Raw genomic sequence first — 22510 nt, forward strand, 5'->3', positions numbered from 1 at the left:
CAAGATAACAACACGCTAAGATGTGAGGAGGAAAATAAAATGGAAAAGCTCATGAACAAGATGGATGTTATGGAAATGGACAAGGTATCTGGGGGTTCTATAAAACTTCGTCCTCGTCCTCGCAAACATGATGCAAATTCTATGGCAGCAAATGTAGATGAAACACAAATGAAACTCCCTATCGGGAAACTCCCTATCGGGAAACTCCCTGTCGCTGGTGGTCATAAAATTAATGTGTAATGCAAATTCTATGGCAGCTAATAGCGATATAGGCTAAGACATAGGCAGAGGGCATATCATCAGATGTGCTCTCTTTTTGTGTGCAAGGAAATTTCCTCGAATCGGAGAAAGGATTGTCCTGCTAATCTGCCGAACTAACACGAAAAGGAGTTGATTATCATGGGATTTACCGCATTGTGCTTCCTCGGTCTGCTATTCTTCATCGCCTGGGCTACTGATGACTGGCAATAATCCCCCCGTTTTTCTGCCACAAAAAAGAGCCTTCCCATATCGGAGAAAGCCCTTACGCAGCCTGTACGAAAAAATTTTTCTATTACCCTACACACTTTTCGCTTTCGGGGATATAAAGAACAGAAAGCAAAAACAACACTCAAGATTGTGAGGAGGAAAATAAAATGGAAAAGCTCATGAACAAGATGGAAGATATGGAAATGGACAAGGTAGCTGGGGGACGATGCAATCCCGGTGGGAGCAAGAAACGTCCCCGTCCTAGCTTCCATGACAGTAATGCAAATTCTATGGCAGCAAATGTAGATGAAACACAAATGAAACTCCCTATCGGTGGTGGTCATAAAATTAATGTGTAATGCAAATTCTATGGCAGCAAATGTATCTGAAACGCAAAACGCAAGCGCTTGTGTTGGTAAATAATAGCGATATAGGCTAAGACATAGGCAGAGGGCATATCATCAGATGTGCTCTCTTTTATTGTGTCTGCAGTAAGCGTGGTTCATAATTAAATATAAATCACGGACTGACATGGCGTGGACATAAAAAGGGAGGCTACATCACAGCCTCCTTGATATGCGTGCTTATTTATGTGTTCTGGCCACTTTAATGATGGCGTCAATAATATCTTTGGTGTAATCGCTGAGGGAAGGATAAATGTCAATAATAGCCCGCAGTCGTTTGTCCACTACAGGGAGGCAGTTGTCCGTTGTTTTTTCTTCGGCCGGGAAAAAATAGCCCACATTAACCTGCAGGAAGGCGGCCACCTTGGCCAGTTCCTCCATCTTCCAACTGGGACTGTAGCCTCACTCCCAGTTGGAAATTACCTGAGCTGACTTTCCCACCTTTTGTGCAAGCTGGGATTGAGTCATCCCCAGTTCCTTGCGCCGTAACTTTATATAATAGCCTACATTGACATTTTCCATGTAGAACCTCCGTCATTATTATTGGGATTAGTTGACCTGTCAGAAGTAGTAAATGAAAGAAACAGATTACTTTATTCTGCTCTTAAATAAAAAGAATACCTTATGGGCAATTTCTTCGCCTACAGATTCAGGAGGGATGATTGTCCATTCATAACCGCGGTCACTACCGATATATGAGCCATCTGCATTATAAACCCAAATAAAGTTTTGGCGTCTTTTTATGCGATGAGAGTCGCTATAATCATAGGTAATATCATACAAGGCGTAATTACCATCATCGAAGATAATTTTTTCCGAACAGTTAAGATGCAGGCCGTTCCATTGTCCGCTGTTCTTGTCAACGTAGAAACTGGTAGTATCTGTTGACACAAGCCAATACCAATCAGCGGCAAAACAAGTGGATGCCAAAAGGGTAACTAATAACATGGTTATGGCCATAATCTTTCGCATATCAATTCCCCCATTCCCAAAACTAGCTATTGGCTATATTACTTATAGTATACATTATGAAGGCTATTATCGCTATATGAAGATATCCCTTATATTTTGAAGCCAAGCAGAAAACTTTGTTATCGTATTTTGTGTCGGATGCGTCGAGGAATGCCAGTGGCATTCCGAGGGGGCAGGCCTGTCCACCCGAGCAGACGGACACAAACCGAATACGCATGAATGACGAGTAGGCTGCAACTAGCCCCATGTCCCACTAGCCCCAGCGCATTGACTTTTGAAAAGGGATTACCAATATCAAAATTGACTGGTCAATTACAGGTGTCTCTGGTAGAGGAGTGCCAGTGGCACTCCGATTTGGACAGCGCAGCTGTACACCCAAGCCAGCGGACACCCGTTGCCTGTTCCGGGCTGTGCGCGGGGGCGGTCTGTATGCGGAGGCGGACAGTCCGCCCCCGCCTGACTTGTTAGATTCTTATTGACGCGGGATAAGGGCGGGGCGCGGTGTTCTCCATGCGACGTGGACGCTGGCGGATGTGGCGGTCAAGGGTCGTCATGGGTGCCAGCGTCCACTAAAGCAGAGAACGCCGTCTGGGCGGGTAAAACCAAATGTATAATTTTTTGTCCACAATGCGCGCACATTATGACTTTTTTGTGCTATACTATTTTTGCCGCGACCTCTTACCATGGGAATCCCACGGCAGCGAGGGAGGTGAATCTTGTGGAGGAAACTATCATTACTTCATTTGTCGTAGGCATTGCCAGCAGCCTTGTGGCGGCATGGCTCTACGACAGAATCCGGGAACGCGGCAAACATTAGCTCTGTCTGAAGTTTGGCCCTACCAACCAGGCGGATGACGCAGAAAAGCGCCAGTGCATCAGCATTGGCGCTTTTCTCTATTCAGGCAAAATAAAAGAGTCTCGCAGGTTACCAAGCTGCAGACTCTTTTATCGGTGAACCCAGTGGGCTACCATCATTACTCCATTTGTAGCTTTATTATACCACCTCACCTACGCACTGGCAAGAAAATTTGCGTAATCCGTCACGCCACGGGCAAGGGCTCTTGCTATGTCGTCGCCGTGGCGGGTGAGGAGGTTTACGTCCTCACTGTCGATAAAGCCGGTTTCCACCAGCACGGCGGGCATGGCGGTTTGGCGCAGGACGCAGAAGGAGGGATGGGCTTTGACGCCGCGCTGTTCGTAGCAGTAGGTTTATCAGGCGGGAAGTTACTGCAGGAACAGCTCCCGCACGTGACAAAAGTAAATCCTATCCGGTGAAATGAAAAAGGGGGACGACCAGAGCGGAAAAATCTGTTTGTTCGTCCCCAACTATCTGACGGAAAAAAGTCCCGAAACGGCTCGTAACGGTTGGAAAAATACCTTTGTGTTACCCGCTGAATGCGAAAAAACACAGCAAAAAAGACCCGCACAAAAACGCGCGAGCCCTTTAATCTCAATGGCAGAGAGGGTGGGATTCGAACCCACGGTGGCTATTAACCACACTTGATTTCGAGTCAAGCACCTTCGACCACTCGGACACCTCTCCATGCTGTTCATGGTTGAACAACAATCATTATAACATAAGGGGGCGGGCGGTGTAAAGAGTTTGACGGCTTTAGAAGCTGGAAATATTTTTGCGAAAATCGTTTTCAATTATACGGACTTGTGGTATAGTAAGGGAAGTTAGTATTACGAATTTGTTATAGAAGAAGGGGTAATAGCTATGAGTATCCGTATCGGTATTTTAGGTTATGGCAATTTGGGCCGGGGCGTGGAATGCGCGGTAAAGGCCAATGATGATTTGGAACTGGTGGCGGTGTTTACCCGCCGTGACCCGGCGCTGCTTTCCATCAAGACTCCTGGCGTGCCGGTGGTCAATGTCAGTGATGTGGAAGAATGGGAAGATAAGATTGATGTCATGATTCTCTGCGGTGGCAGTGCAACGGATTTGCCGGTACAGACGCCGCATTATGCCAAAATGTTCAATGTGGTGGACAGCTTTGATACGCATGCGCGGATTCCTGAGCATTTTGCAAATGTGGATAAGGCCGCCAAGGAAAATGGCCATGTGGGTATTATTTCTGTGGGCTGGGACCCGGGTCTGTTCTCTTTGGCTCGCGTGTACAGCAATGCGATTTTGCCGAACGGCAAGGACTATACGTTCTGGGGCCGCGGCGTTTCGCAGGGGCATTCCGATGCAATCCGCCGCATTGAGGGCGTAGCCGATGCCCGCCAGTACACGGTGCCGGTGGAAAAGGCTTTGGCTGCTGTGCGTGCTGGTGAAAATCCGGAGCTTTCCACGCGGGAAAAGCATACGCGTGAATGCTATGTGGTGCTGGAAGATGGTGCAGATGCCGCCAAGGTGGAGCAGGAAATCAAGACCATGCCGAATTATTTTGCCGATTACGATACGACGGTGCATTTCATCAGTCAGGAAGAACTGGACAAAAATCACAAGGGCCTGCCGCATGGTGGCAGTGTGATTCGCAGCGGCGTTACGGGGCATAACGGGGAAAACAAGCATGTGATTGAGTTCAAGCTTGACCTCGATTCCAACCCGGAATTCACGACCAGCGTGCTCGTTTGCTATGCGCGTGCTGCTTATCGTCTGGCCAAAGAGGGCGTGACGGGGTGCAAGACAGTGCTCGATATTGCGCCGAGCTATCTGTCGGCAAAATCCGGTGAGGAATTGCGCGCGCATCTGCTGTAATTAGCGATTAGCGTTGGCTGGTTCGTGGCGCAAGGCGGCGTGATGCTGTTGGTGTTCACGCTTTGCTTTGACCTGCGGCTAAAACAGCTTGGTTTGCTTTTCGCGGCTGAAAAATCTAAACTCGCTTCGCTCAGACAGTAGATTTTTCAGCCGCCGCAAATCAAGCTGTTTTTTTACGCCTACGGTCAAACGCATCGCTTAGAACACCAACAGCATCACGCCTTGCGGCCGCGTCTTTCAGCCCGAAGGCATAGCTGACCGTGCAGTTCCTCCTGCCTCGCCGCCAAGTACGCACTATCAATAAAAATCTAGTGTCACCTCAACCCAAAATAAGCTATAATATAGAAAGAAACTTAGCAGAGGGGAGGGGATGCTATGGCTGTGAAAGCGCCGACGGCACCAGTGCCGCCTACGCCGCCGTCTGTGCCGGGGGTGACGTTGAAGGATGGGGGCACGGCGCAGGAGACGAATGTGCCCCGTGACAAGCACCAGACCGGTGAGGAGCAGCTCGAAGACCAGGCGCGGCAGTCGGTGGCGCAGGGCAATGGTGCTCTATCCAAAACCACGCAGTCCAAGCCGGAAAAGCCGGCCAAAAGTGCCAAACCTGTGGATGCCAGCGGGGGCGCTTCGCAGGAGAATCAGGCAAGCTCTGTGCAGGTTATTCCCGCCCAGAACGGTCTGAATCAAGAAAATCCCAGTCAGCAGGCTTTGGCTGATGCCAAGGCGGCGCAGACATCTCAGAGCATGCAGGCGGATGCGCCGGGCAGCGGCTGGAGTCAGTTCGCCTCCCATGGTGCTGTCTTTTGGGGGGCGGTGCTCGTCTTTATGGCGGTGGTGGTCTGGTTCGGCATCCGTAAGCTTATGGCCCGCAAGGAGGGAAAGCCTGGCACGTTGAGTTTGGCGGATATTGACGGAGCGGCGGCGCCTGTGCCTTTGCCGGGGCAGGGCGGCAAGACTGCGAAAAATGCTAAAGCTCCCCGCAGTCGTGAGGCGGTGGAAACTTTTGCCGACCTGCGGGGGCTTACGCCGGATGAAGTGCTGGCCAAAATCGCCCATGACGAGGACGCGGCCCTGCGGGCAGAGATGCGGCAGGCAAGGGCTGAAGCAAAAGAGCGCTTACAGAAGGCAGGCCGCATTCCTGTAAACACGAGCCCGCCGCCGCAGGCGGCCAAATCCTACCGTCAGCAGGTTACTGCGGATTTGCCCAAGGAAAAAGCCAAGCCCAAACCTCCCTTGAAGCCGCGGCCCAAACTCAAAGAGGAAGAACAGCGCTTTGAGGTGCGGATTTGAGATGGGAGGAAGTTTTCCATGAAAGGCTATGTGGATAAAGATTTATGTGTGGCCTGCGGCATGTGCGCAGGGGCTTGTCCGGAAGGCTTCCGCATGGGGGCTGACGGATTGGCGGAAGGTTATCAGGAACTGCCGGAAGCGGCATTGGATGATGCCCTGCAGGTGGCCGAGGACTGCCCGGTAGGGGCGATTTCTGTCCGCTGATAAAAAAGTTAAAAAAGTTCTTGACAGTGAGTAACTCACCCGCTATAATATTTATTGTTGATAGCGCGATAGCGCGAAAACACAGGGGTATCGCCAAGTTGGTAAGGCACGGGTCTCTGAATCCCGCATGCGTTGGTTCGAGTCCAGCTACCCCTGCCATATGAAGATACAGCACTGCTACGGCAGTGCTTTTTTGTTCCCCGAATCCTGTATTTTCGGTAGTTTAGCAGGAAAATCCCCACGGAAGAAGAAAATTTTCCGTGGGGATAATTTTTTGCAGATTCTTGCGATGTGATTATGGAATATGGGAGGACGGAACGATGTACAGGAAAAAACTGCCGAAAAAAATGCTCTGCGGCCTGCTGACGGGCTGGCTGCTCATGTCCGGAGCACCGGCTTTGGGCGAGGCCGCAACGGTAACCGGGTCTTTTGACTCCCGGATATACGAATCCCGGCTGGACAAATATTGGACGATGCGGGTTTACAATGTGGAAGGGGAAGACTCGGTGCCCTATGTTTCTGCCCAGCAATATTTATCGCTGTTATACGGTGGCAAAGCAGAGTTTCAAATGGAGGACGGCGGGCAGGTGCTCAAGGTTGTGCGCAATGGTGCCAGCGTGAAGTTTGATGCGGCGCAGGGAATCATCGGCAGTGACAGCTGGGATGCGTTCTTTGGCTCCTATGGGGAGCGGGCCCTGCCTAACGGCATTCTGATGCCGGATGAATTCAACGCGCAGGCCGTATCCAGGAAAAATCCTTCCAGCGAAACGAAAGATGTTGGCTTTACGGTCAACCTTAAAAACTATGGCCTGGCCATGACTTCCTATAATGGGCAGATGCTGCTGCCTTTTGCGGTATTACAGAATGTCTTTGCCATGCCCTGCGGTGCGGCCCGTTTTTCCTTTAATGGGAACCATTTTTACGATATTGATGAGCCCATCGGCCATATTTACGGGCATAACATGAATCCTAACATCAAGCTGAATCCTTATTCTACTGCGTATTATTCCGGGAAATTCGCCAAGGAAAAGGAGATTCCGCCTGCTTATGCCCGCTATGCTTATGGGACGACCTGCCTGCTGTTTGACCTTTACTACGGTCATAAACAGGAAAAGGGGATTGAGAGCTTTGACAAATACTTTGCGCAGAACGGACTGAAGGAGGAACTCTTGTCCACGGATGCCGAGCGCAATTCAGAGGCGTTTAGCAAGGTGGTCTACAAGCTCTTTGACAGCGGCCATGATGTCGTGATGCTGGGGCACAGCGTTTTCGATACCGGCTCTTACATCAATACCGCCAAGGTCATCACCGAATACGGCGGCATGGAGCCGACCATGAAGGCTTTGCAGAAAATCACCTACAAGCTGGCCGATAAGGGCGTGAAATTCCTAAATGGGGAAACGGGCAGCTATAAGCAGTATGAAGCGGCCTGCAAGGAGCTGAAGCTCAATCTCGTCATTTTGACCTATATTTTCCGGGATGACAGCGGCAAGCCTTACAAGAAATGGCTGGAACAGGCACAGGGCTATATGAAGGTCAGAGGCACGAAAGAGGAGAACTTCAAGCTGGACAGAACTGCGGAAAGGCGGCAGAGCGAGGACACAAATCGTCTGTTTACCACGAAAGAACGGATAGAATCGCTCAAGCCGGCGAATTTTGGTAACTCCCGGGTGGAAATCATCGGGGATACGGCCTTTATTTACTTCGAGAGTTTTGCGGAAAGCTACAAGGAGGCGTCCTACTATTACCGTCTGCCCAATGAGAACGTGTATAATTACAGCACTTTCGGCCTGTTCTATGATGCCTTTGCCAAGATAAAGAAGGCGCCCAAGGTGAAAAAGGTGGTCATCGACCTGTCCAACAATGGTGGCGGCGCAGTAGGGGCGCTGACGGCGGTGCTCGGCTTCCTGTCTCCGGATGGGGAAGTGAACCTGACCTATAAGCACACCTTGAATCAGAATTACTGCTCCGAGTGGTATCATGTGGATACGAATCTGGATGGCAAATTCGATGCCCGTGACGGCTTCGGCGGCCAGTATGATTTCTACATCCTGACCAGCGGCTTTTCCTATTCCTGCGGCAACGCTCTGCCGTTCTTTGCGCAGGTGGATGGCCTGGCTAAGATTATCGGCGAGCAGCCGGGCGGCGGTGACTGTGCTGTAGCGCCGTTCCTGGATGCTTACGGCCATGTGGCCAGAATGTCCGGCTGGAACAAGCTCGGCCGGATGACGAACGGCAAATTCGTCAGCGATGAACATGCGGTGAAGGTAAATCATCCGTTCGGGGATATGGCGGACAAATTGTATTTCAACTATAAAGCCATTGCCGAATGGCTGAGCAAGCAATAACATAATGAAGCAAAAAGCCCGGAGCGGCTGGTTCTGTTGTGAAACATCACCAGCTGTTCCGGGCGTTTGCTTTCATTATGGGGTTAATGCCGCTGCAGTTCGTGGGTCAGTTCCCCTAATTGGGTGGTCAGCCTGTCCAGCGACTTTTGGAAGGTCGTCAGCAGGTAGAAGGTCACCACGATGGGGAAGCCTACGGCGGAAACGGCGGTCAGGAGGGTTTCGTTCATGGCTTAGGCCAGCAGTTTTTCCTCTACATCCTGGATGTAGAGTTTCTGAATGGCCGTCACGGGGCTGCCGTCCACGAGGATTGCCTTGTGGGCGATGATTTCCGTGAGGGCTTCCGTGACTTCGGCCGCCGTCAAATCAGCACGGGGGGAGGCCAGGGAAAGCGTCGTGCTTTTGCCGTTTTCGAGGGATAAAATCATTTTGAGTGTGGATTTCATGATAGCTGCTCCTTTCTATGCGGGGAATCAGTGTTCGGCGGCGAGGCTGGCGCTGTCCTGACGGGCGATGGCCTCCACGGGGAAGCTCTGGAGGTTCCCCAGCTTCTTGCCGATGGAAAGAATCGTATCGTCATCGAGCTCCGGGTTCACGGTGAAACCGCGAGTGGCGATGGTGTCCTTGCCGTTTTCATCACTGCCGGTGATGACTTTCAGATTCAGGCGGGTAACTTCGTTGTTGCGTACTGCCATGGTTATCATCCTTTCTGCTGCTTGTTTTCCCGGGGGCGGCGCCTGCCCCTCACAGCCTTATACATGATGTTTCTGCTTGAAAAATCCCCTGCATGGTGAAAAAATTTTAAGCTATCATCTTTGCCCCATCCAAGGGGCTTTTTTTATCCCTTCGAAAGTCAGCCTGTGACCCGCCTATAACAGAGAATAACCAGATAATAACAAGAAAACATGATGGCGTGGATGTTGCTGCATATTTATGCATTTAAAGGTGTCTACTGTGAGTGTACAGAGTTTTTGCAGGCTAAAAGCAAGACAAAACAATAACAAAGGCTGCAAACGTGTAACATGAGTTTATGATTTGCTATTGACTTTTCCGGTTAAACAGGGTTAAGATTGTATTCGTAGGACGGACAACAGTACGAAACACGCCGCCTTCAAAAAATTTTACGAGGAGATGTTTTACATGAACGAGGAACTTCGTCAAAATTTGTGCTCAGGGCTTGCTATCGAGGCTTTGTACGAGAAGGAAACAGGACAGGGGGATTTTGCTACCTGTGTGATACGCGGGAACGGCACGGTGGAAATCTATCCGCACTGTAAGGTGGAAACGGCTTTGGATATGTTGGCGGCTTCGCGGGGAATGGAGTTGTCGCGATTGCGCCGTCTGCGTGGGCGTGCGCAGGGGAATCTGCGGGCGCATGTGGATTTTTATGAAATTTCCCTGCGGCTGCTTTTTATGCCGGTGCGCTATTGTAAGCCGTTTAACAGCAATCATGGGGCAATGGTCTACGTCAATGTGCCTCGGCTCAGGGGCGTGATGGAGGATGGGCAGGGCCATACGATTCTGCAGTTTTTCTCCGGGCAGGAACTGCGCGTGAAGGAGTCGGCGGCGACACTGCGCGGGAAAATGACTGCGGGACGGGAACTCTACTATGGACGCTATATTGCGCAGCGGGAGGATTTGCGCTATGTGCGGCTCGCCATCAAACGGCTGCAGCGGTTGGTGGAGGCGTGCTTATGATTGTCACGGATCGGAAAAAAGTGCTGGTGCTGCGGCTGGATTTGGCGCAGCAGATAGGGCGCAATGAGGCGCTTTTGCTTTCGCAGATTGATTACTGGCTGGAGCGCACCCATAACTTTGCTCAGGGACGGTTCTGGGTCTATAACAGTGTGGCGGCCTGGGCAAAGCAGCTGGGGATTTCGGTCGGCCGGGTAAAACTGGCGGCAGCAAATCTGGAGCGGCAGGGGCTGATTCTGCGGCGCAGGCTGAGCAGTCATCCCTATGATAGGACGTTCAGCTATACCATTTGTTACGAGCGGTTGCGGCAAATGGGCTATGAGGCCGGACGGCAGGGAAATTTTGGCCGGGAGTTGGCTGGCGGCAAGGCTGACCCGTGGGATAAACCATGGGCGGCAGAGAATGATTGGAACGCATGCGGGGAGGAAAGCATATGTCCGAGATAACGATGGAAAGCTGCATTTTTCATGGGAGCCGGTGCCATATCACGCCGGATACCATTCGGGAACTCGTGAAGCGGTACGGACTCTATATGGTGGACAGGGAACTGGCGGTGCTTTGGTACGAGATGTTCAATCAGGAAATCCATTATCCTGCCGCGTGGCTCAAGCGGGCGATTGAGTTCTCCTACAGCCCGCAGATTCCCCATGAGGAATACGTGCAGGATAAGCACGGCAAAATTCGGCAGGCACGGGGATTGGCCAAGGAAAAAGCCATGAAGGACGCCTATGCCAAGCTCGATGAAGAACTGGCGGCGGAACGGGAAGCGGAAATGCCAGCGGCGGAGAGTGAGTTCTGGCAGTTCGTGCCTGCACGGGTCAAAGAAAAAATCGTGGCCACGAAGGGAACGGTTGAGCCGCGAAGCTAATGCGTACAGCCCCCAATATAAAAAATCTTTGCGCCACTGTAGTGAGGGCAGTAAAAACGGACATAACAACCCCGAAATAGGGCGTTATGTCCGTTTTTGAGTGTATGTCACCAAATGCTGTTGACTAAGGATTGCGCTTTTTCATGGGATAAAGAGTACGTATCCATGAGCTCTTGGATAGCGGAGTCCTTGCTTAATTTCAACTTTTTCAACATAGGAATCGTCTTTGATATTGCTTCAATCTGCCCTTCGGCACGTCCTTCGGCACGTCCGTCATCATGGGCTTCGCGTATTTTCATTTCGTATGTCATATAGCTCACCCTTTCTTCTTCTTTTACTTTAATCTCCTTGATGAACTGATCAATTTCGCTGACAAAGGTGTCGCCGCTGGGCAGGCCTTTCATGTAATCGAGAAAAGCCTTAACATCAGGAGAAACATCATCGAGCTGACCTTCGGAGCAGAGGAAAATTTTATTCGTGCCATCGTTTAGTTCAAGGTTTCTGTCCTGCAGACAGATATTGCGGAAGGAATACAGGTGACGCTGGCCGTCAAACAGGGCAAAGGGACAGAGAAAAATCACGTAGGATTTTTTCAGCTCTTTGTAATCTGCACCAGCGGCTAGTGCGTCTACATCAATCATGGATTGGTAATAGCGGGAGCGGTAGGCAAGCTCTTCATCGCCGTAGTCGCGCACCTGCATTTCGATATCGTAGATGGTGTCATCACCTTCCACATAGACATCCAAACGGATTCCCTTACCGGCATAGCGGAATTTGAGGGATTTTTCATCATCGAGGTAGTCGATGTGCTTTATCTTGATGTGAAGTATCTTTTCAATCAGTCGCTTACAGATTTTGGGGTGACGCATGACCAGCTTGAACATATAATCGTCGGTGATGGTCAATTCTTCCCAAGGTTTGATTCGGTATTTCATAGTATGAGCCCTTCCTTCTCTTGCTTTGATTATACCATTGTTACAGGTGGGTTTCCAGCAGAATGGAGGGATTTCAGCGCTGCAGCCGCGGCACCATAGCGGCGATTAGGATATCCACGCCGAGCAGGGCGGCCAGCACGAGGAAGGCGCCGTTAAAGCCGAACTGTTCGTGGAGGAAGCCGAAGGAGGCGGAGATTACGGTGGCGCCGATACCTGTGGCTACGGTGATGGCGGCGGTAACGGTGGCGGTGCGGCCGCCGGCGAAATCTGCCACATAGGTCAGCACATTGGGATAAACGCCACCGCAGAAGAAGCCAAAGACGAATACGGCGGCAAAGACGAGGATTTCCTGTGTCAGAGAAGTCAGCAGAGCCAGCATCAAGGCTGCCCCCAGCGGTGCGATGTAGATAAGGCGGCTGCGGTGCTGGGCAAAGAGTCCGCAGAGAAATCTTGAGGGAATCATAGCCAGCCAGAACAGGGACAAGGCCAGATAGCCGCGGGAGGAATTCAGCGTGTCTGCCATAAAGCTGTTCAGGAAGAAGCAGAAGCCGTTTTCCACGCCCACATAGATAAACATGATGGTGCAGAGGAGCGCCACACCTTTGAGATACATGCCACCTTCGACCTGGGCAAGTTCGCTGGGGGATGCTTCCTCACGCGGGGCAAAGTCGGTCTTAATCAGGCAGAAGGTCAGGACGAGGAAGATAAGGGCGCTGAGCACGAAGAAGGAACGCCAGCCCCATGGTGTCGTCAGCGTCAGCCCGACCACCAGCGGTGCAATGACGGCGCCCAGCGCAAACATGGCCGTGATGTAGCCCATGCGGCGGTTGCGGGTCAGGGGATAGGCGTCCTGCATGCCCGCGATGGCCACATACTGCACGATGCTGCAGGCAAAGCCCAGTACGAAAATCCCGGCGGCAAAAATCAGGGAGCTTGTGGCCAGCAGGATGAGACCTGCCGACAAGGCCCGGCAGGCCGTGAAGATGACCAGCATGATTTTCTTGCCGATTTTGTCGGCCAACGCGCCCAAGAGCAGGGGCGCAATCATGGTGGCAAAGAGCTGGACGGCAGCCAGCATGCCCTGCTGGCCAATGGACAGGTCATACTCCTGTCCCACGTATAAAAGGCAGGCCTGATACCCACCCGTTTCAAAGCCGTTCATGAAGATGGACAGCAGGAATAACAAGGATAAATCATTCTTGGCCCAATAGGTTGTTTTTTTCATAAGGTCACCTCAGACGAAAAAACTTGATAATGTTGCATATCTTCGCCAAGGACAGAGGGATATCCTGCCCCTGGCTTTTCTGTTTTTTTTATTGCGTCCAATGATTATCGGGGGTATAATAGAATTATAGTAGTGTATCTGTTTTTAAGATGAACGAATCGCAGTAAGGAAACGGGATTTTTCCTCAAAATCCTAAAAAATTTACAGGAAAGGAGAGATGTTTATGAGTATCGGCAGTGTGATGAACGGGCTGAACAGTTCTTTGAATCAGCTGAATCGTGCCCATTCCGTGCAGTCCCAGAGCATTCAGCGGATTGCCACGGGTTCCAAGCGGCCCAGCGCGGCCAATGGTGCCTCCGATTATGCCATCGCGCAAAAGATGCAGTACAACTTGGGCGGCGTACGCCAGTCCAATGCCAACACCCAGACGGCCAACTCCATGCTTAACGTCGCTGGGGGCGCAGTGAGCAATACGATAAGCTCCCTGTCATCTTTGCGGGAAACGCTGATTAATGCCGCAAATGGTACCAATGGGAAGACCGATGTGGCTGCTCTGCAGGAAAGCGTCAACCAGACCCTGTCCCAGATTAATTCCAACGCACAGGTGACCTACAACGGCATGAATTTGCTGGATGGCAGCCAGACGGTGACGGTGGCAGGTATCGACGGTTATGAAAATGTTTCTCTCGGCGACATGAGTACGAAAGGCCTCGGCCTGACGGACAGCCAGGGGAACAGCACGATTAACCTGCAGGAAGCCAATGGTTCCGTGTCCGGCCTCTCGCAGGCTCTCGACACGGTGGATGCGGCGCTCAACAAGGCGCTCGACGAAGCTACTACCATCGGTGCGGCTCAGCAGGGGATGGAGTATCAGTCCGCCAACTATACCACGATGGAGGAAAACCTCCAGGCCTCCCTGTCGGTCAGTGATGATGCGGATATTGCCGCAGAATCCGTGACCAATGCCAGTGCCAAGACCCAGAGCCAGGCGGCTCTGTGGGCGGTGAAACAGGGCATGCAAAACCTCAGCCAGCAGATGTTGGGGGCAATCAACAACCACAGCCGCGGTGCAGCATTCAATATGCTGTCCTAAGCCAAAGGCGATTTTTACCGTTGCATGAATATGCAGCGGTTTTTTTCTGCCCTCTTTGCATTGCAGTGTACCTGTGTTAAAATGAGAAGGACATAATTTACAGTGATGGCGGCTTTGGGGAGGAAGTTCTATGGATAAACTGACTGCAGGACTGATTATTTACCGCCAGCCCCAGGAGAGTATTCTGGTACGGCTGGCAGAATTCGGACGGCGTGTGAAAGACGGAGACGAAGGGGATAAGACGGCGCTGGTAAATGGCGTACTCGGGGAGGTCAACCGCCTGCTGGACATCGCCACCCGCTATGGCTTTGACGGTAACCTTTGGCATTCCTATCTGGCCTTTCTGCTCGCGACTGTGGAGGCGCCCTTTACCTTGGTCTGCGAAAAGCGCGGCAGCAGTGCAGGCAGTGTGCAGGTCTTTGCGGAAAATGATATGGCCATTTTCAAGGCTCTCTGGGATTATGACTTCGCTCCTTGGGAAAAGGCGCTGGGTGTGCGGTGCTTCTCCATTCTGGGCAATTACCGGGCCGTGGCCAAGCCCGCGCAGATTTACAACAAGAGCGTCAGCGATAAGGTGCGCGAGCTCACCGCCGCCATTGACGGGGCCAAAGATGCCGCTGCCATGTACAAGAACGTGACGGATTTTTATGCCAAGTACGGCGTGGGCATGCTCGGCCTCAACAAGGCCTTCCGCGTGTCGCCGGAAATCGAGGAGACGGGAAATTTGCTGGAACCCATTACGACCACGGGGGACATCCGACTGACCGATATCGTGGGCTATGAGAGCCAGAAGGCGCGGCTGGCCGCCAATACCGAGGCTTTTGTGCAGGGGCGCAAGGCCAATAATGTCCTGCTCTACGGAGATGCGGGCACGGGGAAAAGCACGAGCATCAAGGCGATTCTCAACGAATACTACGACCAGGGCCTGCGCATGATTGAGGTCTATAAGCATGAGTTCAAGTACCTGCAGCGCATTATCGCCCGCATCAAGAACCGCAATTACAAATTCATCATCTACATGGATGATTTGTCCTTCGAGGAATTTGAAATCGAGTACAAATACCTCAAGGCCGTTATCGAGGGCGGGCTTGAGGTCAAGCCCGACAATATCCTGATTTACGCCACGAGCAATCGCCGCCATCTGATTAAAGAGCGGGTGGATGACCGCCCCGACTTCATCGACCCGGATTTGCATCAGAACGATACCGTGCAGGAAAAACTCTCGCTGGCTGACCGTTTCGGTCTGTCCATCGGTTACTTCAAGCCCAATCAAAAGGAATACTTCACGATTGTGGAAAAACTGGCGGCCCGCCACCCCGAGATAACACTTTCCGCCGAAGAACTGCGGGCGGGTGCCGTCAAGTGGGAAATGAGCCATTCCGGCCTGTCCGGGCGGGCGGCCCAGCAGTATATTAATTCGCTTTTGAGCGCGGGGAAAACTTGCTAAAAAAAAAGTAATGATGTATAATTGGAAATAACAAAAAGGACAGTTGATGTGTGGTAACGTCGACTCTCCCTGATATTTATTAAGTGAATTTGGAGAAAGGTCGCCGTGTGCCGCATGGGCGGCTTTTTTCATGCTAAATTACTTTAACAATCCAAGGGGTGAGACAATCAGCGTCAGAAATGCAATGAACAATGAAAGCTTTTCGTATAGCGTCATGGCTCTCACCTCCCCGAACGGGGAAAGTCGGCTCATCAACTGTCTGTAATCATTATATCATGAAGGATAAATTAAGAAAATGGTCTACTTGTTAAAATTCGGTGCCGCGTGGGTACTGCCGCCGGGGATTTTCTTTCTCGCGTTGTGGTTTGTCGCCTGGCGGTTGTACAAGAAACAGGAAAAGAGGCTGGCAGGTATGCTTGCGGCTTTAGTGTTTGTGTTTTACCTTCTGTGTACCAATCTGGTATCCGAGCGGGTCATGGGGGCGTTGGAGTCGGCCTATCCGCCGCCGGAAAATCCACAGGGGGACTGCGTGATTATGCTCGGGGGCGGGGCATTCCCCGATACGCCGGATGTGAGCGGGGCGGGAACCTTGTGCTCTGCTCCGGCCAACCGTCTGCTGACGGCGGTGCGCCTGCAGCGGAAACTTGACGTGCCCATTATTCTCTCGGGTGGGCAGGTCTATAGCGACAGCGGCCCGGAGGCTGTGATTGCCAAGCGTATTCTCATGGATTTGGGCGTGCCCGAAGACAAAATCATTGTGGAGAGCAAGAGCGTCAACACCACACAGAATGCGAAATTTTCCACGGAACTCATGCAGGAACGGGGGCTTACGAAGCCGATTCTCGTGACGTCGGCCTTCCATATGCGCCGTTCCGTGCTGAACTTTGCGAAAAACGGCGTGGAGGTGGTGGCTTATCCGGCCGACTACCGCGTAAATCCGCGCCATGATTTCCATTATAATAAATTGAAGCCCAGCATCGGTGCACTTGATGACAATGTGACGGTGATGCAGGAGGTTCTGCGGGCTTTGGTTACGAGGTATCTTGAATGACAAAAAACTTAACAGAAGGAAGTCCGGCAAGGCTGATTCTGATGTTTACCCTGCCGCTGATTGCGGGGAACATCTTTCAGCAGCTCTATGCCTTTGTGGACACCTTGATTGTGGGCCGCTTTCTGGGCGTTGAGGCGCTGGCGGCTGTGGGCTGTACGGGCAGTTTGATGTTCCTCATGCTCGGCTTTGTGATTGGTTTTTCTACGGGGATTACCATTTACACGGGCCAGCGGTACGGCGCCAAAGATTACGCCGGTGTGCGGCAGAGTGCGGCAACCTGTGCCGTGCTCTCCTTTTTGGAAGCTGTGGTGCTGACGGTTGTGGGCGTTTCGCTGTGCCGCCAGCTCTTAATCTGGATGCAGACGCCGCCGGAGATTTTGGAGGGGGCGTACTCCTTCATCAGCATCGTGTTCGGCGGAATTGTGATGTTCGTCTGCCTGCAGACCCAGACAAACCTGTTGCGGGCGCTCGGTGACAGCCGTATGCCGACCGTGATTCTGGCAACGGCACTCATCATCAACATCATTTTGGAGCCAGTGGCCATTCTCGTCTTGGGCTGGGGCATTCCCGGTGCGGCGCTTGCGACCATCGTAGCGCAGTTTTTGGGCAATGTGATTTGCTACATTTACATTTGTAAAAAAGTGCCGGTGCTCCGCACCCATCGCGCGGACTGGCAGATAAACGGACAGGTCTTAAAGGCTCATTTGAAACTCGGCCTGCCCATGGGCTTTCAGTCCTCGATTATCGCCATCGGCGCGGTTATCCTGCAGGTGGCGCTGAACAACCTTGGCCCGACGGCTGTTGCGGCCTATGCGGCGGCGCAGAAAGTCGATTCCATCGCGCTGATGCCCATGATGTCCTTCGGCCTTGCTATGGCGGCTTATACCGCACAGAACTACGGCGCCCAGAAATACGACCGCATCGCCGAGGGCGTGAAAAAATGCAGTTATATGTCCGTGGGCTTCAGTATTCTCGCGGCCGTAGTGCTGATTACCTCCGGGCCGTTCATCATGGAGCTCTTTGTCGGTGAGGGACAGCAGGAAGTCGTGGACATGGGGCATATGTACCTCATTGTCAACGGCGTGAACTACTGGATACTCGCGCTGCTCTTCATCTTCCGCTATACACTGCAGGGCCTCGGCCAGAGCGTTGTGCCCACCATTGCAGGCGTTATGGAACTACTCATGCGCGCCGGCGCCGCGATTTTCCTCTGCGAAATCTGGGGCTACTTCGGCGCCTGCGTCGCCAACCCCATGGCCTGGGCAGGCTCGTGCATCCCGCTTGCCATTGCGTTCTTCTGGACGAGAAGGACGTTCCGGAAAAATCATAAATAATTTACAAAGGTTTACATTTTAGGCAGGAGATTTCTCCTGCCTTGTTGTATATATAATATATATTGACTCAAGTTTTATCAAGAAGGGTGGATTATTTATGTATCAAGATGAATACAAACGCTGGCTGGGAGCTGACCTGATTGACTGCGACCTGGGGAAAGAGTTGCGGGACATTGCAGGTGATGATGAGGCCATCAAGGAGCGCTTTGCGGCTGCTCTGCAGTTTGGTACGGCTGGTCTGCGCGGCACGTTAGGCGCCGGCACGAACCGCATGAACATCTGGGTTGTCCGTCAGGCCACGCAGGGTGTTGCCGACTGGGTAAAAGGTGAAGGCGGCACGCAGACGGTTGCCATCAGCTACGATACCCGCCTCAAAGGCTGGACTTTTGCCAAAGAAGCTGCAGGTGTTCTGGCCGCCAATGGCATCAACGTGCGCATTTATGACGAGCCCATGCCGGTACCAGCCCTTTCTTTTGCCACCCGTTTCTATAAAGCCAATGCCGGCATCATGGTGACGGCCAGCCACAACCCGGCCAAGTACAACGGCTACAAAGCCTACGGCCCGGACGGCTGCCAGATGACGGATGATGCCGCTGACGTCGTTTACAACGCCATTCAGAAAACCGATGTGCTCACAGGCGCAAAGTATATGTCCTTTGCCGAAGGTGTGGAAAAAGGTCTGATTAAGTTTGTCGGGGAAGACTGCAAGGAAGGCCTGTATAAAAATATCGAGGCATGCCAGGTTCGTCCCGGCCTCTGCAAGACGGCTGGCCTGAAGCTCGTTTATAGCCCCTTAAACGGCACCGGCCTTGTGCCTGTTACCCGCGTACTGCGCGACATCGGCATCGATGATGTGACGATTGTGCCGGAACAGGAATACCCCAACGGCTATTTCACGACCTGCTCCTATCCGAATCCGGAAATCCTCGCCGCGATGGAAAAAGGCGTGGAACTGGCGAAGAAAACGGATGCTGACCTCATGCTCGCCACCGACCCGGATGCTGACCGCGTGGGTATCGCCATGAAGTGCCCGGATGGCTCCTATGAGCTGGTTTCCGGCAACGAGATGGGCGTGCTGCTCCTCGACTACATCTGCGCCGGCCGTCAGGAAAAGGGCACTATGCCCAAAGCCCCTGTGGCTGTAAAATCCATCGTGTCCACGCCGCTGGCGGATGCCGTGGCTAAGCACTATGGCGTAGAGCTGCGCCACACGCTCACGGGCTTCAAGTGGATTGGCGATCAGATTCTCGGTCTGGAGAAAAAAGGCGAAGAAGACCGCTTTATCTTCGGCTTCGAGGAAAGCTACGGCTACCTCGCCGGCCCCTATGTCCGCGATAAAGATGCCGTGGTCGCTTCCATGCTGATTTGCGAAATGGCCGCTTATTACCGCAGTAAGGGTTCGTCCATCAAACAGCGCCTCGAAGAAATCTACAGCCAGTATGGCCGTTACCTCAACAAGGTCGACAGCTTCGAGTTCCCGGGCCTGTCGGGGATGGACAAGATGAAGGGCATGATGGAAAATCTGCGCAAAGACCCGATTCAGGAACTGGCCGGCAAGAAGGTTGTCAAGGTTATCGACTACCTCGACACCGCTGCTACGGGCCTGCCGAAGGCCAACGTGCTGACGTACGAACTCGAAGACGGTTCTTCCGTCATCATCCGTCCGTCCGGCACCGAGCCGAAAATCAAAGCTTACTACACGACGAAGGGCAAAGACCTCGCCGAAGCACAGGCTGCCAAAGATAAGATGGCAGAGGCCGTTAAGCCTTATCTGTCCTAAAATAATTCAATATCATTAACCAAAAGTGCGTTGACGTAAGAGTGGTCAACGCACTTTCTGCGTTAGTTCGTGCTTATGGTATCCCGCTTATACGCAGTCAAGGGGCGAACGGGGAGTAATTTTTCTGTTTTCCGCTAAACGACCCCTTCGTAAAGGAGTGTTGTCCAGTTACCTGCGCCGGGCAGGCCAACGGCGCTTCTTTCAGCGTATTTTTTTAGCATTTTCTTGCTGGGGCCGGCCTTCACTGCGTTCAGGCAGTCGCTCCTGACAGAAAAATCACTCCCCGTCCGCCCCAGGTTACGGATTAGGCAAGCGGCGAGAACTTGCTGTTCCCGTAACAAGAACATCGATGTACTTGCTCCCTGTCACCACGAAAATAGTGATTGGTACGAACAGCGCTTAGGGGCGGAGGTGGTGATGCTTTTCGCCGTGGAACGACTGTCCGAACGCAGTGAGGACTGGCCCACAAACGGCATAAACTAAACACTGGGCTGAACATACGCGCCGCCGGTCTTGCCCGGCGCAGGTAACTAAAAAATCCATACATTTACTTGTGGGTCATTCAGTGCAACGGCGAAAAGTATTACCACCTCCGCCCAAACTGAGCTGTAACAAATAAAAGTAATCTCGCAGTAACATTGACAAACTGCAAGTTCACATTTCCTTTTTTCTATTGTCACATAATTTCCTATGGCAAAATCGGAACAACTGCGTTATGTCGTATCGACGAAACGCGAATAAGTAATTTTGCCTATGGCAAAATTTGAACAACTGCGTTATAATCAATATGTATGTAATGATACCAATATGGAATGAATGAACTAGAGGAGTGTAGACAATGAGTTTGAAGCTTGCATCCGGTTTTGAGTTTGATTACGAAAACCTGTACGGCGAAGGTAAGGTTACGGAAGCTGACCTGAAAAGCTATGAAGAAGATTTGAAGAAAGCTCACGAAGCCATGAAGGTTATGCGTGAGAAAGGCTTTATCCGTGCGCATCTGTCCAAGGACGGCGAGCCGGAAAAGGTGCTGTTCTCCCAGCTGCCCTACATTGAAGAAGGCCATCTCAACAGCCCGTCTTCCCTGAAGCACCTGCAGGAACTGACCGACCATGTAAAGGACAACGTGGATTTCGTTGTATCTTTGGGTATCGGCGGCTCCTTCCTGGGCGACAAGGTTATCTTTGATGTGCATTGCGGTGAATTCTGGAACGAACTGCCGAAGGCAGAACGCAATGGCTTCCCGAAAATCATCTTCAGCGGTCAGAACATTGACCCGCGCCGCACGGGTGACATCATCCATTATCTCGAAAACAGCGCCAAAGTCACCAAATCCCATGAAAAGCGCAACCTCAAAGTGCTGCTGCTCGTTATCTCCAAATCCGGCGGCACGCTCGACACCATGAGCAACTTCATGGTCATCTATGATGCCCTGCAGAAGCTCGGCGATATTGATGTGGAAGTGGTTGCTGTTACCGACCCGAACATGGAAAAGCAGACCCTCCTCAAGAAGCTGGCTATCGAAAAAGGCTGGCCGCAGTACGCTGTACCCGACGGGGTGGGCGGCCGTTTCTCCATCTTCTGCGAAGTCGGTCTGACGCTGGCTGCCTGCGTGGGCTTTGACATTGAGTCCTTCCTCAAAGGCGCACGTGACATGGATAAGGCCTGCCAGAATGATGACCTCTGGCAGAACCCGGCAATGCTCAATGCTGCTCTGAAGTTCGCTGCATCCGAAAAGCATGGCCGCGATATCGAAGTCATGATGCCTTATGGCGATTACATGAAGTCTGTTTCCGAATGGTACATCCAGCTGCTGGCTGAATCCCTCGGCAAGCAGTACAACAAGGACGGCAAGGAAGTTTGCTACGGCCGTACGCCGCTCGTTGCTGTTGGTACCACGGACATGCATTCCCAGACGCAGCAGCATCAGGAAGGCAAGCTGAACAAGGTTGTTCAGTTCATCCGTCTGGCTGACTGGGAAAATGACCTCACGATTCCCGATATCTTCCCGGATGTGAAGAAACTGTCCGATATCTCCGGCGTAACCATGGGCCAGGCTCTCGAAGTTGCCCGTCAGTCCAACGCTGACGCTCTGGCATCCAACAAGCGCTACAACGCTTGCTTCACCTTGCCGAAGCTCAATGCTTACCACCTGGGCGAGCTCCTCTACATGCTGGCTATGTCCGTAGCTTACGAAGGCGAACTCTCCAACGTGGATGCCTTCAACCAGCCGGGCGTAGAGTCCTACAAGCGCATTATGGGACCGAAGCTGGCTGAAGTAAAGGCTGCTAACCAGAAATAAATCTTTCTAAGGTCATGCGTATTGGCGGGGCGGCTGGGAGCTGCTTCCGCTGCGCTATGAGCCTTGGCTAAAATTTATTTTTGCCTTTTATAAAACTCCAAGCACTTAAACTCACTGCGTTCAGACAAAAGTGCTTGGAGTTTTTTCGTATGTAGGCAAAAATAATTTTCTTCACGCCAATGCCCATACGCTTCGCCAGAAGTAGCTCCCAGCCGCCCTGCCAAGTCAGTTCTTCTGCATACTATTACATGTAATGCCATACTAGACAAAAGGGCTTTCGTTCAAGCAAAAGAAACAATCTCTGCCAACAGCAACTCCGCTGCTCTCCACAAGAGAGAAGAAGCACCAGCCAATTCGATAGTGTTATGGCAGTAAGGATTCATGAAAATAGCT

The 22510-nt window shown here is 52.0% G+C and carries 23 protein-coding genes, 2 tRNA genes and 1 pseudogene; 16 read left to right on the forward strand and 10 right to left on the reverse strand.

Translation table 11 applies throughout. The features are described 5' to 3' along the window. On the forward strand, nucleotides 1-240 hold a 240-nt coding region (locus T320_RS08915; protein WP_037355040.1), incomplete at its 5' end, for a hypothetical protein. A gap of 395 nt (nucleotides 241-635) precedes the next feature. Then, the gene (locus T320_RS08920) at nucleotides 636-827 is read left to right on the forward strand and encodes a hypothetical protein (protein ID WP_037355043.1); all 192 of its coding nucleotides are present in this window, start codon (nucleotides 636-638) and stop codon (nucleotides 825-827) included. 225 nt (nucleotides 828-1052) lie between these two features. Here the strand turns inward: T320_RS08920 and T320_RS08925 are convergent, their stop codons facing one another. From T320_RS08925 to T320_RS08945, 5 genes and pseudogenes are all read right to left on the reverse strand, one after another. Beyond that, nucleotides 1053-1253 (reverse strand): hypothetical protein, encoded by a 201-nt coding sequence (locus T320_RS08925; protein ID WP_037355046.1) that lies wholly within the window; start codon nucleotides 1251-1253, stop codon nucleotides 1053-1055. A 21-nt stretch (nucleotides 1254-1274) separates the two neighbouring features. Then, a complete protein-coding gene (locus T320_RS15125; RefSeq protein ID WP_081824808.1) occupies nucleotides 1275-1394 on the reverse strand; it encodes a helix-turn-helix transcriptional regulator in 120 nt (39 codons plus the stop codon). A gap of 66 nt (nucleotides 1395-1460) precedes the next feature. Continuing rightward, nucleotides 1461-1844: a hypothetical protein gene (locus T320_RS08935; protein ID WP_037355048.1), complete on the reverse strand. Its 384-nt coding sequence runs from the start codon at nucleotides 1842-1844 to the stop codon at nucleotides 1461-1463. Between the two features lie 1008 nt (nucleotides 1845-2852). After that, a pseudogene (locus T320_RS14250) lies at nucleotides 2853-3026 on the reverse strand (N-acetylmuramoyl-L-alanine amidase); the annotation flags it as partial. A gap of 272 nt (nucleotides 3027-3298) precedes the next feature. Further along, a tRNA-Ser gene (locus T320_RS08945) sits at nucleotides 3299-3387 on the reverse strand. A 177-nt stretch (nucleotides 3388-3564) separates the two neighbouring features. Between T320_RS08945 and T320_RS08950 the strand changes: the two genes are divergently transcribed. From T320_RS08950 to T320_RS08970, 5 genes are all read left to right on the forward strand, one after another. Next, nucleotides 3565-4551, forward strand: a complete 987-nt coding sequence (locus tag T320_RS08950) for a diaminopimelate dehydrogenase (RefSeq protein WP_026759366.1) — start codon at nucleotides 3565-3567, stop codon at nucleotides 4549-4551. Between the two features lie 375 nt (nucleotides 4552-4926). After that, nucleotides 4927-5841 carry a hypothetical protein gene (locus T320_RS08955; protein ID WP_037355055.1) on the forward strand — a complete coding sequence of 305 codons (915 nt, stop codon included), beginning with the start codon at nucleotides 4927-4929 and terminating at the stop codon, nucleotides 5839-5841. Between the two features lie 18 nt (nucleotides 5842-5859). Next, nucleotides 5860-6045 (forward strand): ferredoxin, encoded by a 186-nt coding sequence (locus T320_RS08960; protein WP_037355058.1) that lies wholly within the window; start codon nucleotides 5860-5862, stop codon nucleotides 6043-6045. An 83-nt stretch (nucleotides 6046-6128) separates the two neighbouring features. Then, nucleotides 6129-6204, forward strand: a tRNA-Gln gene (locus T320_RS08965). Nucleotides 6205-6365: 161 nt separating this feature from the next. After that, a complete protein-coding gene (locus T320_RS08970; RefSeq protein ID WP_037355060.1) occupies nucleotides 6366-8393 on the forward strand; it encodes a S41 family peptidase in 2028 nt (675 codons plus the stop codon). 83 nt (nucleotides 8394-8476) lie between these two features. Here T320_RS08970 and T320_RS14255 read toward each other — a convergent pair whose 3' ends face one another. From T320_RS14255 to T320_RS08980, 3 genes are read right to left on the reverse strand one after another with little or no spacing between them, the layout of a single operon-like run. Next, entirely contained in the window at nucleotides 8477-8620 is a 144-nt protein-coding gene (locus T320_RS14255) for a YvrJ family protein (RefSeq protein WP_072024005.1), read from the reverse strand. Between the two features lie 3 nt (nucleotides 8621-8623). Next, nucleotides 8624-8836 carry a DUF2922 domain-containing protein gene (locus T320_RS08975; RefSeq protein ID WP_037355061.1) on the reverse strand — a complete coding sequence of 71 codons (213 nt, stop codon included), beginning with the start codon at nucleotides 8834-8836 and terminating at the stop codon, nucleotides 8624-8626. Nucleotides 8837-8863: 27 nt separating this feature from the next. Further along, a complete protein-coding gene (locus T320_RS08980; RefSeq protein WP_037355062.1) occupies nucleotides 8864-9085 on the reverse strand; it encodes a DUF1659 domain-containing protein in 222 nt (73 codons plus the stop codon). 445 nt (nucleotides 9086-9530) lie between these two features. Here T320_RS08980 and T320_RS08985 point away from each other — a divergent pair, with 445 nt between their 5' ends. Genes T320_RS08985 through T320_RS08995 form a run of 3 tightly spaced genes read left to right on the forward strand, consistent with a single transcriptional unit; the run spans nucleotide 9531 to nucleotide 10953 of the window. Next, a complete protein-coding gene (locus tag T320_RS08985; protein ID WP_037355064.1) occupies nucleotides 9531-10088 on the forward strand; it encodes a hypothetical protein in 558 nt (185 codons plus the stop codon). Beyond that, the gene (locus T320_RS08990; protein WP_051608691.1) at nucleotides 10085-10531 is read left to right on the forward strand and encodes a hypothetical protein; all 447 of its coding nucleotides are present in this window, start codon (nucleotides 10085-10087) and stop codon (nucleotides 10529-10531) included. Before T320_RS08985 ends, T320_RS08990 begins: the two co-directional genes overlap by 4 nt. Beyond that, nucleotides 10519-10953, forward strand: coding sequence for a hypothetical protein (locus T320_RS08995; RefSeq protein WP_037355066.1), 435 nt, complete (start codon nucleotides 10519-10521; stop codon nucleotides 10951-10953). Before T320_RS08990 ends, T320_RS08995 begins: the two co-directional genes overlap by 13 nt. Before the next feature lie 107 nt (nucleotides 10954-11060). Here T320_RS08995 and T320_RS09000 read toward each other — a convergent pair whose 3' ends face one another. Both T320_RS09000 and T320_RS09005 read right to left on the reverse strand, forming a co-directional pair. Continuing rightward, nucleotides 11061-11888, reverse strand: a complete 828-nt coding sequence (locus T320_RS09000) for an Rpn family recombination-promoting nuclease/putative transposase (protein ID WP_051608692.1) — start codon at nucleotides 11886-11888, stop codon at nucleotides 11061-11063. Nucleotides 11889-11961: 73 nt separating this feature from the next. Next, nucleotides 11962-13113 carry an MFS transporter gene (locus T320_RS09005; RefSeq protein ID WP_037355068.1) on the reverse strand — a complete coding sequence of 384 codons (1152 nt, stop codon included), beginning with the start codon at nucleotides 13111-13113 and terminating at the stop codon, nucleotides 11962-11964. Nucleotides 13114-13336: 223 nt separating this feature from the next. Between T320_RS09005 and T320_RS09010 the strand changes: the two genes are divergently transcribed. From T320_RS09010 to T320_RS09040, 6 genes are all read left to right on the forward strand, one after another. Beyond that, nucleotides 13337-14206 (forward strand): flagellin, encoded by an 870-nt coding sequence (locus T320_RS09010; RefSeq protein ID WP_051598433.1) that lies wholly within the window; start codon nucleotides 13337-13339, stop codon nucleotides 14204-14206. A gap of 130 nt (nucleotides 14207-14336) precedes the next feature. After that, a complete protein-coding gene (locus T320_RS09015) occupies nucleotides 14337-15653 on the forward strand; it encodes an ATP-binding protein (protein WP_037355072.1) in 1317 nt (438 codons plus the stop codon). A gap of 295 nt (nucleotides 15654-15948) precedes the next feature. Continuing rightward, a complete protein-coding gene (locus tag T320_RS09020) occupies nucleotides 15949-16704 on the forward strand; it encodes a YdcF family protein (protein ID WP_037355075.1) in 756 nt (251 codons plus the stop codon). Continuing rightward, on the forward strand, nucleotides 16701-18038 hold the full coding sequence (locus T320_RS09025; protein WP_037355077.1) for an MATE family efflux transporter: 1338 nt from the start codon (nucleotides 16701-16703) through the stop codon (nucleotides 18036-18038). The genes T320_RS09020 and T320_RS09025 overlap by 4 nt, the downstream gene beginning before the upstream one ends. Nucleotides 18039-18135: 97 nt before the next feature. After that, nucleotides 18136-19818, forward strand: a complete 1683-nt coding sequence (locus T320_RS09030) for a phospho-sugar mutase (protein WP_037355078.1) — start codon at nucleotides 18136-18138, stop codon at nucleotides 19816-19818. An 838-nt stretch (nucleotides 19819-20656) separates the two neighbouring features. Further along, nucleotides 20657-22117: a glucose-6-phosphate isomerase gene (locus T320_RS09040; RefSeq protein WP_037355084.1), complete on the forward strand. Its 1461-nt coding sequence runs from the start codon at nucleotides 20657-20659 to the stop codon at nucleotides 22115-22117. Nucleotides 22118-22510 lie beyond the last annotated feature (393 nt).

Source organism: Selenomonas sp. FC4001 (assembly GCF_000701565.1).
GTDB lineage: Bacteria > Bacillota > Negativicutes > Selenomonadales > Selenomonadaceae > Selenomonas_A > Selenomonas_A ruminantium_B.

What these genes read in the sequence shown, in the direction of transcription:
- T320_RS08920 (WP_037355043.1), top strand. Translation starts at nt 636, where the DNA reads ATGGAAAAGCTCATGAACAAGATGGAAGATATGGAAATGGACAAGGTA.
- T320_RS09000 (WP_051608692.1), bottom strand. Translation starts at nt 11,888, where the DNA reads ATGAAATACCGAATCAAACCTTGGGAAGAATTGACCATCACCGACGAT.
- T320_RS15125 (WP_081824808.1), bottom strand. Translation starts at nt 1,394, where the DNA reads ATGGAAAATGTCAATGTAGGCTATTATATAAAGTTACGGCGCAAGGAA.
- T320_RS09010 (WP_051598433.1), top strand. Translation starts at nt 13,337, where the DNA reads ATGAGTATCGGCAGTGTGATGAACGGGCTGAACAGTTCTTTGAATCAG.
- T320_RS08975 (WP_037355061.1), bottom strand. Translation starts at nt 8,836, where the DNA reads ATGAAATCCACACTCAAAATGATTTTATCCCTCGAAAACGGCAAAAGC.
- T320_RS08955 (WP_037355055.1), top strand. Translation starts at nt 4,927, where the DNA reads ATGGCTGTGAAAGCGCCGACGGCACCAGTGCCGCCTACGCCGCCGTCT.
- T320_RS08935 (WP_037355048.1), bottom strand. Translation starts at nt 1,844, where the DNA reads ATGCGAAAGATTATGGCCATAACCATGTTATTAGTTACCCTTTTGGCA.
- T320_RS09040 (WP_037355084.1), top strand. Translation starts at nt 20,657, where the DNA reads ATGAGTTTGAAGCTTGCATCCGGTTTTGAGTTTGATTACGAAAACCTG.
- T320_RS09020 (WP_037355075.1), top strand. Translation starts at nt 15,949, where the DNA reads ATGGTCTACTTGTTAAAATTCGGTGCCGCGTGGGTACTGCCGCCGGGG.
- T320_RS08960 (WP_037355058.1), top strand. Translation starts at nt 5,860, where the DNA reads ATGAAAGGCTATGTGGATAAAGATTTATGTGTGGCCTGCGGCATGTGC.
- T320_RS08925 (WP_037355046.1), bottom strand. Translation starts at nt 1,253, where the DNA reads ATGGAGGAACTGGCCAAGGTGGCCGCCTTCCTGCAGGTTAATGTGGGC.
- T320_RS08990 (WP_051608691.1), top strand. Translation starts at nt 10,085, where the DNA reads ATGATTGTCACGGATCGGAAAAAAGTGCTGGTGCTGCGGCTGGATTTG.
- T320_RS09005 (WP_037355068.1), bottom strand. Translation starts at nt 13,113, where the DNA reads ATGAAAAAAACAACCTATTGGGCCAAGAATGATTTATCCTTGTTATTC.
- T320_RS08995 (WP_037355066.1), top strand. Translation starts at nt 10,519, where the DNA reads ATGTCCGAGATAACGATGGAAAGCTGCATTTTTCATGGGAGCCGGTGC.
- T320_RS09015 (WP_037355072.1), top strand. Translation starts at nt 14,337, where the DNA reads ATGGATAAACTGACTGCAGGACTGATTATTTACCGCCAGCCCCAGGAG.
- T320_RS08985 (WP_037355064.1), top strand. Translation starts at nt 9,531, where the DNA reads ATGAACGAGGAACTTCGTCAAAATTTGTGCTCAGGGCTTGCTATCGAG.
- T320_RS08950 (WP_026759366.1), top strand. Translation starts at nt 3,565, where the DNA reads ATGAGTATCCGTATCGGTATTTTAGGTTATGGCAATTTGGGCCGGGGC.
- T320_RS14255 (WP_072024005.1), bottom strand. Translation starts at nt 8,620, where the DNA reads ATGAACGAAACCCTCCTGACCGCCGTTTCCGCCGTAGGCTTCCCCATC.
- T320_RS09030 (WP_037355078.1), top strand. Translation starts at nt 18,136, where the DNA reads ATGTATCAAGATGAATACAAACGCTGGCTGGGAGCTGACCTGATTGAC.
- T320_RS08980 (WP_037355062.1), bottom strand. Translation starts at nt 9,085, where the DNA reads ATGGCAGTACGCAACAACGAAGTTACCCGCCTGAATCTGAAAGTCATC.
- T320_RS08970 (WP_037355060.1), top strand. Translation starts at nt 6,366, where the DNA reads ATGTACAGGAAAAAACTGCCGAAAAAAATGCTCTGCGGCCTGCTGACG.
- T320_RS09025 (WP_037355077.1), top strand. Translation starts at nt 16,701, where the DNA reads ATGACAAAAAACTTAACAGAAGGAAGTCCGGCAAGGCTGATTCTGATG.